At 51.1% G+C, this 12579-nt stretch carries 11 protein-coding genes; 2 read left to right on the top strand and 9 right to left on the bottom strand.

The annotated features are described in order from the left end of the window. Positions 1-60 precede the first annotated feature (60 nt). From VFA09_15295 to VFA09_15275, 5 genes are all read right to left on the bottom strand, one after another. On the bottom strand, positions 61-759 hold the full coding sequence (locus VFA09_15295) for a response regulator transcription factor (protein HZU68641.1): 699 nt from the start codon (positions 757-759) through the stop codon (positions 61-63). After that, positions 749-2440: an ATP-binding protein gene (locus VFA09_15290; GenBank protein HZU68640.1), complete on the bottom strand. Its 1692-nt coding sequence runs from the start codon at positions 2438-2440 to the stop codon at positions 749-751. Before VFA09_15290 ends, VFA09_15295 begins: the two co-directional genes overlap by 11 nt. Continuing rightward, positions 2427-3008 (bottom strand): universal stress protein, encoded by a 582-nt coding sequence (locus VFA09_15285; protein HZU68639.1) that lies wholly within the window; start codon positions 3006-3008, stop codon positions 2427-2429. Before VFA09_15285 ends, VFA09_15290 begins: the two co-directional genes overlap by 14 nt. Positions 3009-3136: 128 nt before the next feature. Beyond that, positions 3137-3856 (bottom strand): response regulator transcription factor, encoded by a 720-nt coding sequence (locus VFA09_15280; protein HZU68638.1) that lies wholly within the window; start codon positions 3854-3856, stop codon positions 3137-3139. Further along, positions 3849-5549, bottom strand: a complete 1701-nt coding sequence (locus VFA09_15275) for an ATP-binding protein (GenBank protein HZU68637.1) — start codon at positions 5547-5549, stop codon at positions 3849-3851. The genes VFA09_15280 and VFA09_15275 overlap by 8 nt, the downstream gene beginning before the upstream one ends. A gap of 332 nt (positions 5550-5881) precedes the next feature. Between VFA09_15275 and VFA09_15270 the strand changes: the two genes are divergently transcribed. Both VFA09_15270 and VFA09_15265 read left to right on the top strand, forming a co-directional pair. Next, on the top strand, positions 5882-7228 hold the full coding sequence (locus tag VFA09_15270; GenBank protein ID HZU68636.1) for a hypothetical protein: 1347 nt from the start codon (positions 5882-5884) through the stop codon (positions 7226-7228). A gap of 104 nt (positions 7229-7332) precedes the next feature. Next, positions 7333-7527: a hypothetical protein gene (locus tag VFA09_15265; GenBank protein HZU68635.1), complete on the top strand. Its 195-nt coding sequence runs from the start codon at positions 7333-7335 to the stop codon at positions 7525-7527. A 185-nt stretch (positions 7528-7712) separates the two neighbouring features. Here VFA09_15265 and VFA09_15260 read toward each other — a convergent pair whose 3' ends face one another. The 4 genes from VFA09_15260 to VFA09_15245 all read right to left on the bottom strand — a co-directional run bounded on the left by VFA09_15260 (position 7713) and on the right by VFA09_15245 (position 12479). Next, positions 7713-8420 (bottom strand): ABC transporter ATP-binding protein, encoded by a 708-nt coding sequence (locus VFA09_15260; GenBank protein ID HZU68634.1) that lies wholly within the window; start codon positions 8418-8420, stop codon positions 7713-7715. A gap of 144 nt (positions 8421-8564) precedes the next feature. Beyond that, entirely contained in the window at positions 8565-9407 is an 843-nt protein-coding gene (locus VFA09_15255; GenBank protein ID HZU68633.1) for an ABC transporter ATP-binding protein, read from the bottom strand. Between the two features lie 24 nt (positions 9408-9431). Continuing rightward, positions 9432-11453 carry a hypothetical protein gene (locus VFA09_15250; protein HZU68632.1) on the bottom strand — a complete coding sequence of 674 codons (2022 nt, stop codon included), beginning with the start codon at positions 11451-11453 and terminating at the stop codon, positions 9432-9434. A gap of 63 nt (positions 11454-11516) precedes the next feature. After that, entirely contained in the window at positions 11517-12479 is a 963-nt protein-coding gene (locus VFA09_15245) for a branched-chain amino acid ABC transporter permease (GenBank protein HZU68631.1), read from the bottom strand. Positions 12480-12579: the final 100 nt, after the last annotated feature.

Raw genomic sequence — 12579 nt, 5'->3', positions numbered from 1 at the left:
GAAGAATAATGCGGCATCTCAATGTTTGCTCAAAATGAGCAATAGGAATAGGGTGTCAACCTAGAATTCTGAGTTGAAGCGGTAACCGACGCCAGGGATGGTCAATATAAAGCATGGATGCGCCGGGTCTGGTTCGATCTTTTGCCGCAGGTGAGCCACATAAACGTGCAGATAATGCGCGTCCGCTTCGTAACCATTCCCCCACACTTGAGAGAGCAGCATATGGCGCGTCATGATCTTGCCGCTGTGCTGCACCAGGGCGGCCAGCAATTCATATTCGGTCGGTGTAAGCTTGATATCACGTCCATCTACCAGCACTTTTCGTTTCGTAAAGTCAATCGTCAAAGAACCTGCTTTCACAACCTGTTCCGTCTCAGAGTATCGCTGCGTAGCATGGCGCAGCGCCACACGAACGCGAGCGAGAACCTCGTTGATTCCAAAGGGTTTGGAGACGTAATCGTCGGCACCAAGATCAAGCGCGCGGACTTTATCCTGTTCCGAGTTCTTAATAGAAAGCACGATGATCGGAAGATTGGACCCGGTGCGTATCTTCTCACACACCTCCAGACCGCTCATGCCGGGCAATCCCAGGTCGAGTAAAACAAGGTCGGGACGTTTCCGAGCAATTTCCTCCAGCGCCTCCTCACCGGTGCTGACAGTGCTCACTTGATAGCCATAGGCGCTCAAGCTGCGTTGTAGAGCGCGTTGAATACCAATATCATCATCGACTACCAGAATGTGCGCGTCTTCATTCATCATGGAAATGTCCCTCTTCTATGTTCTCAAGCGGAAGCGTGAAACGAAACACAGAGCCGCCCCCCTCACGCGCCTCTACCCAGATACGCCCTCCGTGAGCTTCAATAAGCCCACGACTGACAGCAAGACCTAATCCCGATCCTCTCGTATCGCGCTGGCTCCCAAGTATGCGGTAGAACTTGTCAAATATGCGCTCGCGCTCACCGGCAGGAATGCCCGGGCCGCGATCAGCGACGCTGACAAGTATGAAGTTATTTTTCACTGCCGTGCTGAGATCAATCGGCGAATCTGGTGGTGTGTAGCGCGTGGCATTTTCCAGGAGATTTGTCAGGACCTGATCAATGTAGAGATAATCTATCTTTACCGGTGGCAAATCAGCAGGCAAAGAGGCTCGTATCTCCCTTGTCTGTAAAAGCGGCTGCAGGCGCCCCACCACATCCTGGATCAAAGCGGTGATCGAATACCACTCTTTCTCAGGCTTGAGCGCACCTGCTTCAATGCGTGACATATCCAGCAGGTTCTCAACAAGGCGATTGAGACGATCAGCCTCACGTTCAATAGTATTAGCAAAGCTGCGGCGCGCCTCCTCATCCCACTGCATATCTTCCTGCTGGAGACTGCTGGCCGCTGCCTTTATCGAGGCTAGCGGAGTGCGCAAATCATGCGAAACAGAGGAAAGCAGGGCAGTACGCAAGGCATCTGTGCGTCGCAAGACCTCGACCTGCATCGTTTCCTGGCGCAAACTCGCCTGTTCAATCATCGTCGAAGCCTGTTCCAGGAAGGTCCAGAAGAAAGCTGTCTGCGAGCTTGCGCGCTCTTTTTCATCATCTAGAGATGACTCCGAAGAAAGCCAGTGCGGGTTCCCCTCGATCTTGAGACGAAGGACGCCCACGGCCTTTTGCCCCACCCTGAGTGGGAGCAGGTAGAGTGCGTAACGTGAATCAGGGAGTTCAGCCCTGCCAGTTGCAGAAACTCGCAGCGTATAAGCCGACTTCTGTAGAGAAGTTGATGTCTCGTGCAGCTTTACGGATTGGCCATGAGAGAGTACCCATGAACACGTTGCTTCCTCATCAGAGGAACGTTCCTCCGGCTTGATCGCTGCAAGTCCATTGGCGGATGCGCGTACAGTAAGCGCTCCACTTTCATCCGGTAGCAGAATCGAACATGCACGCACCCCCCACGGCGAAAACACATCCACAAATGCACGGGCAACCACGCTGAGTTCCCTGGAAAGATCATCTTCTCGATTGGTGACGCGCACGAGATCGAAGAGGATGTGCATCTCACGTTCGTGCCGCCGCGCTTCCTCCGCACGCTTCCGCAGGGCCGTAGCGAATTGCGCCGTGATGATGGAAACCGCCAGGAAGAAAAACAGGGCCAGCCATTCGTCCACCCTTTGTATTGTAAAGGTGTAAATTGGCGGCACGAGGTAGTAATCAAACGAAAGAAATGCTGTCACAGAGGTGAGAATTGAGGCATACAATCCCCGTGTACTCGCCAGTGCCAGCACAACCAGCAGGTAGGCAAACGATATGTTGGGAATGCGCGGATAGAGATGAAGCAAGAAGATGATAGCAGTAATCAGCAAAGCTCCAGCTATTGCCAGAACTGTATCATAGAGGAAACTTCTCCAGGTCGGGGCTTTTCTTTCTTCGATTGCGGGTAAATGCTCAACTACGTTCATAGCCAGGCTTCCTGCCCGATGGAATACAAAAGAGAGGGGATGCCTCCTCTTCAGCATAGGCCAGCACTTCGAGCGGCATCCCCTGGTATCTCCGCCCCCTCTGGGAAAGCAAATGAGAGAGACGCTCGCGAAAAGATCGTACAGGAGTATCTTTATCATCAAACTGCAAGCGCATAATATAGAGCTTACAAGTCGCCCTCTCCATCAGATGCTTAATCTCATCTGCATGCAGAAGCACGCCGCGCCTGTCCTGTACGAAGAGCAAGATACCCTCGCATCCCTGTTCCCTCGCCACAATGTTAATACTCTCCACAACGTCAGATGTAAAAACCTCGAAGCATTTGAGAGGAACACCGATTCTTGCCGCCCTATACTTCGCCATTTCCAGAAAATCCTTCGACTGCTGAATATGTTCGAGGCGAGCCCCTCCTGGACATCGTTCCTGCGGCACAAAAATTATTGAGAGAGAAATGAGGGTAGCACCCAGGCTCTTCGCTAACCGTATAGCCTGCTCAACCGCAAATGAGTCGATGCCATGCGTAAAAGGGAGTAGTAAACATTTTTTCATCATGACCTCCAGATAGCCGGGACAATATCTCACGGAGGCAAAGAATAACCTCTTTATTCATGTCCACATTTTAGCTAAAAGCAGGTCAATATGTGCTAAGAAGAAAACGCGAAGAGCTAAAGATTCGCTCAATATCTGGCCGGCTCAACTTCTTCGTCAGCATTGAAGCGATAACCGACGCCAGATATAGTGAGGATAAAACGAGGATGCGCGGGATCAGGCTCAATTTTACGGCGCAGCTGACCTATATACACGTGGAGGTAATGAGACTCGGCGCCATATCCGGTTCCCCAGACCTGGGAAAGCAACATCTGGCGCGTCATGATCTTGCCGCTGTTCTTGATAAGGGCCTTGAGCAGGTCGTATTCGGTTGGAGTCAGCTTCACCTCTTTTCCATTGACCTGCACGAGCCTTTGCGCAAAATCCACTTTCAGTGGGCCAGCAGTAAAGATGGGTTCCGTTCCAGACTCGACCTGTGCGGCATGACGCAAGGCCACGCGGATACGCGCCAGCACCTCATTCATTCCAAAGGGCTTGGAAACATAATCGTCCGCCCCCAGATCGAGCGCCAGCACTTTGTCACGTTCGGTATCCTTCACGGAAAGCACAATGATGGGCAAATTGGATTGCGTCCGTACCCGCTTGCAGACCTCCAGCCCACTTATACCTGGCAGTCCCAGATCCAATATCATGAGGTCAGGCCGGTGCTGAATAATAGCATCCAGCGCTTCCTCACCGCTATTGGCAGTGAACACCTCAAATCCATGTGCAGCCAGGCTGCGCTGCAAGGCCCGCATGATCTCGATCTCATCATCAACAACCAGAATGCGCGCGCCACTCTTACTCATGGAGCAGTACCCTCTCTGTTTTCCCTAGCGGCAAGGTGAAACGAAAGATCGATCCGCCGCCCTCACGATTTTCCGCCCAGATACGCCCTCCATGGGCCTCTACCATCCCCCGGCTCACTGCCAGTCCTAATCCCGACCCAGAAGTGCGAGGCGATTTCGTTTTTATATTCCTGATGCGATAAAATTTATCAAAGATACGCACCAGATCGTCTGGCGGAATACCTGGGCCACGATCTGCCACACTTACCACCATTTGATCGCTATCAACTTTCGCGCTTATCTCTATTGGCGATCCAGCGGGCGAATAGTCCACCGCATTCTCTATAATATTGGTCAACACCTGGTCTATTTCCATGTAGTCTAATTTGACAGGTGGCAAACTGGCAGGTAAATCCAGGATCACCTCGCGTCCTCGTAAGTCCGGTTGCAAACGCCCTAACACGTCATGAACCAGTTCATCTACCGGATACCACTCTTTTTCAGGTTTGAGCGCCCCGCCCTCGATACGCGACATATCCAGTAGATTCTCAACCAGCCGGTTGAGCCGATCTGCTTCCCGTTCGATAGACAGGGCAAAGCCCCGCCTTGCCTCTTCGTCCCATTGTACATCCTCTTGCAACAAACTGCTAGCAGCCGCCTTAATCGCTGAAAGAGGGGTGCGCAGATCATGCGAGACAGAAGAGAGCAGCGCTGCTCGCAGTTCATCTGTACGCTGCAAAACCTGGACTCGCAAACTTTCATGCCTTAAACGCGCGCGCTCAATCGCAACCGCCGCCTGATCGACAAAGGCCCAGAAAAAGGCCATACGCGGATTTGATCTCTCCTGTTCCACTCCCAGGCTTCTTTCCGCGGCGAATAATTGGGGGTCGTCTTCCATCGAAAGACGCAGCACACCAACCACTTTTTGCCCTAGCTTTAGGGGTATCAAGCGTATGTAATGGCGTGCCACCTGTCCGTGCCTGGTACTACGCACTACTGCCCTCGGCGCGTTAACCGACAATTGGGGGGGATTTAACGCGACATCGTGCAATTCAACGGTTTGCGATTGCGCCATCACCCAGGCCGCGGTTGCTTCTTCATCGGGCAAAAGATTGACTTGAACCGCCGGTTCTCGCGCGCTCTCCTGTAAAACGAGGCGCCCGGCAGAGTCAGGAAGAAAAATAGCGCAATCACGGACGCCCCAGGAAGAAAAGTTATCGGCAATCCCATGCACAATGATATCCAACTGCCTCTGCAGATTCTCTTCTCTATTCATATCGCGCACAAGTTCATAAAGAATTCTCGTCTCATACTCGCGGCGTCTTGCCTGTTCCGCGCGCTTGCGTAGAGCAGATGCAAGTTGTCCGGTAATGATCGCGGTAACCAGAAAAATGAATAACGCCAGCCATTCATCAATCTTCGCAATGCTGAGGGTATAGTATGGAGGAACCAGAAAGTAATCGAACGATAAGAACGCCACTATAGACGTAAGAACAGCGGCATAGAGGCCACGTGTACTTGCCAGTGCCAGCACGACTACTATATATAGTAGCGATATATTCGGAATACGTGGGTAAAGGTGAAAAAAGTAAATGATGAAGGTAACAACAAGCGCTCCTAGTACCGCTACTACGCTATCGACGAAGATTTTACTCCCTCGCTGCTCCTGTTTTATTTCTAACAGCGATAGACGAAATCGTTCAAGCCAGTTCATTGTATGTTCCTGATAGATGCCCGCCGGGGCTTACATTGTTTAATGCTATTTGCCCTTGATATATTCGGGTTTGACCACTATACTCTCTCCACAGAGAAGCGGCAGGAACTGGTCCTTTTCCCGGCTTCCCGGTGGGGATTGAAATTAAGCTATTATCTAGCATATGAGATTGTAGATACGCAGTCAATAGCGATGCTGAAGAAATGGTAATAAAAAAGCCTGGTGGGAAAATAGGCGGCCACAAGGATGCTCTGGCAGTATGACTTTTACATCGGGTTGGATGCTGAGAGATCGCTATTGACTGACCCCTTTCACAAGGCTATACTGCGCTTATGAAACGGCATCATGTACTACTATTACTGATTTTACTCCTGCTGCCTCTGCTTGCCTCGTGCAGTCCTGGTCACGTGGGAGGTAATGAGATTGCTTTTGTGCGCGATGGGCACCTGTGGACCATTGACCCTGATGGCGCAAATGCATATCAGGTAGTTTCCGGTGCTGATCCCGTTATTGGTTATGCGTGGTCACCTGACCATCATATCTTTGTATTTCGCACACTCGATAGTACCTTCGCTAAGAGCGCGGCTGGTAAACATCTCACTTTTAATCCCATCACAGGAATGCCTGGCGATGTCCCTTCTACACTTAATACCGTTGGCATCGATGGAGGCACTCCTATTCCCATTATCTTCGCCAGTTCCGATATCTCGCGCAGCAATGCATGGTGGAATGCAAGTGGCAATCGCGTGCTATATCGTGAAGAACCGTTATCCAGTGTTCAAAGCCCCCTTGGCGTTTCCTGGTGGGTATCCCAAAATGATCAACCGAGCGGCATCGCCCGCAAATCGCTTCCCAGCACCTTCTCGATCCCATCATTTTCACCCAATAGTTCTTTGGCTATAGGAAATTCGGAACAGGGTGTTTTTACTACGACACTGGCCGGAACCAACATACAATACATTATACCCTCTGTTCTGCCAGGCCATCCCCTGCCGACCAGCCTGGAGCGCATCCTCTGGCAGCCTGCGCACCAGAATCCTGCTATTCTTTATGCTATTGCTGTTCCCTCGTCACAATCTAAATCGTTTGGTTCGGGGGCTCTAAAAGTCCAACTGGAGCTGCGCGAAAGCGATGGTCATACTTCCTCACTGGCAACCTGTAGTTGCACTCAATTTGCCTGGTCACCGGATGGAAACTCAGTACTGTACAGTACAGGCTCAATCTATACTGTCGTGAACATACACTCCGGCTCAGCCTTCACTATCTCGGGTGAGGCAGGGAGCCTACCCTACTGGTCGCCGGACAGTGAATTTTTGCTGCTCGATGGTTTACATACCCTGGTACTTGCGCAGATCGCGCATCAGAGCCAGCAAATATTACTGAGCGATTCCAGTATGACACAGGAGCCAGGAGCTTCGTCGCCTGCTCTTCCCGGGGTTGATGGTTTGCTCCAGCCTGCCTCAAATAGTCCCTGGGCGTCGGATAGCCGGCACTTTCTCTTTCTGACACGCTCTCGCTTGAGCTGGCAGGGACAGCGTCTGCATTCCGGTAATGGCCTCTACACAGTTACGCTCGATAACCAGGGGAAAGTTCAGGGCACACCTAACCTTATAGATTCAGGAAACGATTCACAGGCCAGCTGGAGCTACGAAGACCCCAATACATCCTTTTTGTTTTGATCGGGGGCTATCCTGAAATGCTCTTACGCCGTCCACATAAACGTCTATACAATATAGACAACATCATACACATGAACAGCATTGTTATGGAAGGAATACAAGAAATGAATCACAATCCACATAATCAGGATTCTGCTGATGAAGCCGCTAATGATCTGGACGAAGAAGAATATGATGTGATGGAGATGCTAGAGCGGCTAGAGACATTGCGTGAAGATATGGAGGACCTGGGAGTAACGACGCTGGCGGAGGTCATCCAGCGCATCGACGAATTACACCGGCAACTCGACCTGAAATGAGAAGATGAGACATCCCGAATTTGAGGAATAGGCAAGGAGAAAGGGCGACACAAGGGTGCGCCCTTACGAGATAGCTTCGTGGTCATAGTAAGGGCGCACCACGCGCCGGATGAATGCGCACTCTACTGGTCGCCCTCTACAAGTCCACTTGTCAAAATTCGGGATGTCTCATCTCCGCGATTTTTCTACGCGCCACCCAGATAAGCCTGCCGGACGAGATCATTCGTCAGCAAGTTGCGTGCCGAATCGCTCAAGACGATGTGACCGGTCTGTAAAACATAGCCTCTATCCGCCAGGCTCAAGGCCATTGACGCATTCTGCTCCACCAGGAAAATTGTTACCCCTTCATCGCGAATGCGCAGGATCGTGTTAAAAACGGTCTCAACGAGAATTGGAGATAAGCCCATGGATGGTTCATCCATACATATCATACGTGGACGAGACATCAAGGCACGGGCCATCGCCAGCATCTGCTGTTCCCCACCGGACATAGTACCTGCAACCTGCTTCAAGCGTTCCTGGAGACGAGGGAATATCTGGCATACATGATCGAGATCTTGCTTGATTTCTGACCGGTTATTGCGAATGAATGCGCCCATCTCCAGGTTCTCCAGCACAGTCATACGTGAGAAGATGCGGCGAGCTTCGGGCACCAGCGCCATGCCCATACGTACAATATCACCGGGCAACATACGGTCAATGCGTTTGCCCTCGAATTCAATCGTTCCGCTGCGGGCTCGCACGAGGCCGAAGATTGTTTTCATGGTGGTTGTCTTGCCTGCTGCATTTGCCCCCAGCAAACAAACAATCTCGCCCCTATTCACCTCAACCGACACATCATACAGAACCTGGCTTGGACCGTAGAACGTATTCACATTGTTGAGGCGCAACATTGCTGTAGTTGTTGCCCCTGGTACATTTGCGCCATAAGCGGTCGGAAATATATCTGCACTTGACATGGAAAATTACCCTCCTGCGCTACCTGCTCCCTAGCTCAAGCAGCTATATGGGACAGAGAACGCATATGATTGGTTCGACTACACATAAGGCGCATCACCAGCCGCCTTTTGCTCGCTGGCTGCAGGTTTGCCAAGATAGGCCGCGATGACTTTTTCATTCCGGCGCACCTCTTCTGGTAGGCCCTCGGCAATCTTCCGTCCATAATCGAGCACGTAAATGCGGTCTGACATGCCCATTGTTACCGCCAGCTTATGTTCGATCAACAGTATGGTCAGGCCTAGTTCATCACGCAAACGGCGCACGTATTTCACAGCTTCCAGCGTTTCAGCCTCGTTCATACCGGCAGTTGGTTCGTCCAACAACAGCAGTTTTGGTCTTGCTGCCAGTGCGCGAGCGATTTCAACGCGCCTCCGATCAGCATAGGAAAGGTTTATTACATACTCTTCCTGCCGGTTTACCAATCCAGCGCCGAAGAAACTCAATAACTCAGTAGCTCGCTCACGCGCCTCCTCTTCTTCTCGCCGGACACCGGGCGTGCGAAAGAGCGAAGTTAGTATGTTTGCACTCAACTGTGTATGCTGGCCGACCAGGATGTTCTCAAGCACGGTCATATTATTAAAGAGGCGAATGTTTTGAAAGGTGCGCGCGATACCACGACGCAGTACCTGGTCGGGCGTCAACCCGAGAATCGACTTCCCATCCAGGACGATATCACCACTTGATACGTGATATATCCCTGTAATCAGGTTAAATACGGTTGTTTTACCGGCTCCATTGGGTCCAATCACACTGATAATTTCGCCTCGCCGGACCTGCAGGTTGACATCCTGGACCGCGGCCAGACCACCAAAATGCTTTGTTACGTTTTGTAAATCCAGCAGTACCTCGTTAGTAGGTACGTATACCCGTTCCTCGACCATAGTAGTTCTCTCTCCTGCTCGATATTACTCAATACGAACCTCGGCCTCGAAGCCTGGATCGGTCGTCGTTACATCCAGCGAGCCGAGTTCTACCGCTTCCTCTTCGGGAGCCTGGTGCAATTCGCGTCTCCTTCTCGCGCTCGGTATCAGACCCTCGGGGCGGAAGATCATAATCGCTACCAGTACAATGCCAAAGACCAGGTTACGAATATTGCCGAACGTAAAGCTCGGAATAAAATGGATAATGAACTGGTCAATCCCATAGAGGAAACTGCTGGGATCGGAGGCGATAGAATCAAGGTTGTTCAGGATAAACAGGTTGATGGAGTAGACGGCCAATGCGCCTACGATGACACCAGGAATACTACCCAGACCACCAATCACGACCATTGCCAGGTAAATGACCGAGTCATTGAAGCTGAACAGGTCTGGCGAAACATTACCCAGCTTAGCGGAGAAATATGCTCCCGCGATACCTGAAAAGAATGCGCCCGTGCCGAACGCGAATAATTTTGTGCGCACAAGATTCACACCTGAGGATGCCGCGGCTATCTCGTCCTCGCGTATAGCAATCCAGGCACGACCCAGCCGGGAATCGCGCAGGCGGACATTGGCGAAAATCACGAGGGCAATCAAGGCCAGGATCAAGTAGTAGTAAGGAACATGGTTGATTACTGTCCATTGTATGCCAAAGAAAGCGGGCGAACGTACACCCACAATGCCGTTCGTACCATTGGTATATTTATCGAGATTGAGAAAGATCACCGGAACAATTTCACCAAAACCCAGCGTAACAATCGCCAGGTAATCACCGCGCAGGCGTAGTGTTGGCGCCCCTAATATCACTCCCCAGAGAGCCGCAATGAGCGCGGTTACAATTAACATCGGCCAGAAAAGCCAGGATAGAACATTCGGCTGGATGATAATATTGGTAAGCCGACCAAATTGCGTTGAGCCGAAGATACCCCAGGCATAAGCACCTATGGCGAAGAACGCTACATATCCCAGGTCAAGCAATCCCGCGAAGCCCACCACGATATTGAGGCCAAGCGCAAGAATCACATAATAACCCGCGTCAGTATAGCCTGCGAGACGACCAGCCGTTCCATAACCAAACAGGAACGGATCAAGCACAGGATAGAAGAGGACGAACGCAATCAAGAGGATAAGAAAGAACCGTCGAGCGCCCGCGCTGCGCAAAGGCAAATCATTAGGCACGACTTCCTGGACTTCTTCCTTCGCGCGAGAACTCGCTAACAACAGCGATTGGCGTCTTCTTCGTTCATTGGCGTCAGATTGAGTGGCATTATCTGAGCCATTGGTGGGATTTCCATTTGCAGACAGGGTACGTCGCACCGCCACAATACCGCCGAGCCAGCCAAGAAAATAGCCTGCTACTATGAGAAATACCGTGCGAACAGCTGTAACAACGAGCAACTCCGTGGGGTAAGCTCCTGCAATATAATAAAGCAGATCGACAATAAGCCAGATGATGGCTAAAGATAATCCAAACGCGAATCCGCCTAGTTTAGCTCGACGGACCATCGCGGCCTTCTGTTCAGTGTTCAATACGGAAATACTCTTTGGCAACGAAAGAGCCTGACTGCGCGCCAGGAATGGGACGCGACGGCGAATATAAAAGTAAATAGGCCACACTATCGCACACAGCGCCAGGCCAATGATCAAGTTATTGTTCACCAGGACAATCAGCAGGATGGGCAGGACGGCAAAAACAAGCACATCGACCCATACTTCAACCATACCCCTCCGGCCTGTATCCGCGGCCACGAGGTATCCGGCGAATGCGAGTATAACCAGGTAGAAAAAGATAATAAAGATCGTTGCCTGAACCAGGCTACCTGTACCAATAAGGGCGTCAGCAGGATTAATGAATCCCAGGATCACATTGTTGATCAGGTAATCACCCTGCCAGACAAAGTTGAAGACAAGTATGGGCACAAGCAACGCGATCACCCACTTTATTAATAGTGAGCGCGTACTGCTTACCGGGCCAGCCGGATTTGTGTTGATAGTGACAGCAGACATGGCTTTCTCTCCTTGATTCCGGCAAATCTGCGAAACGAATCACCAGCTTGCACAGATGTTCCTTTACACTTTCTCCGGAGTCTGTTGACCCAGGAGGCCGGAGGGACGAAATACCAGGATCAGGATCAGGATTGCGAAAATGATGGCTGTCGCCCAGGCGCCACCACCATGTGGCAAGCCTAACCCATGAGAACTTGGGTTGTTGGAATCGGGTATGAGATTGACCAGAGACTGCACCAGGCCAATCACAAGCCCGCCGAGCATTGCACCATAGAGGTTGCCGATGCCTCCAAGCACGGCGGCAGTAAAAGCAATTAGGCCCAGATCGAAACCGATGGTGAACGTCGTAACCGGAAATTTCAACAGATAGATAAAACCGGCGGCACCGGCCAGTCCAGTACCAACAAGGAAAGTGAACGAAATAATAAAATCGACATTGACACCCATTAACGCAGCTGCCTCACGATCCTGCGCGACTGCGCGCATAGCACGACCGAGACGAGTGCTGTTGACCATCCATTGCAAGCCGACCATCAATAGTATGGAGACCACGACGACAACAATATCGACTACCTGGATGGATATTGGGCCGATATAGAAAACCGCGCCCGCGCCGAAAATTTGAGGTGGGGAGATCGGGCTAAGACCTTTCCAGAGCTTTCCGATATCTTCAAGGACCAAAGATACACCAATAGCGGAAATCAGCGGCGCCAGTCGCGGAGCGTTACGCAGTGGGCGATAGGCAATTCGTTCGATCACAACGCCTAAAATAGCACACAGGATCATCGATGCAAAAAAAGCTATCAGTATTGCTGCGACCAGCGTGCCATTTACATTAGGATCATCAGTAATGTTAAATGCCTGGAGAATGGTAATCGTGATGAAGGTGCCAATCATGAAGATATCGCCATGGGCGAAGTTAATCAGCTCGATGATACCATAGACCATCGTATATCCAAGAGCAATGAGCGCATAAATCGCGCCTCCGGAAAGACCTACGATCAGTAACTGCACAAAAAGCGTCATAGTATGCGGCAACCCTCCTTCCTGCGAGTTAGGATGGAATCGGGAGTAATTATATCATTCAGGAAATGAATAGCAAGCAAGGGAGCCGTCAACGAGAGTA

The organism is Ktedonobacteraceae bacterium (genome assembly GCA_035653615.1).
Lineage (GTDB): Bacteria > Chloroflexota > Ktedonobacteria > Ktedonobacterales > Ktedonobacteraceae > DASRBN01.
Note: the sequence above shows the minus strand (reverse complement) of the source record. Positions and strands in the feature narration are given on the sequence as shown.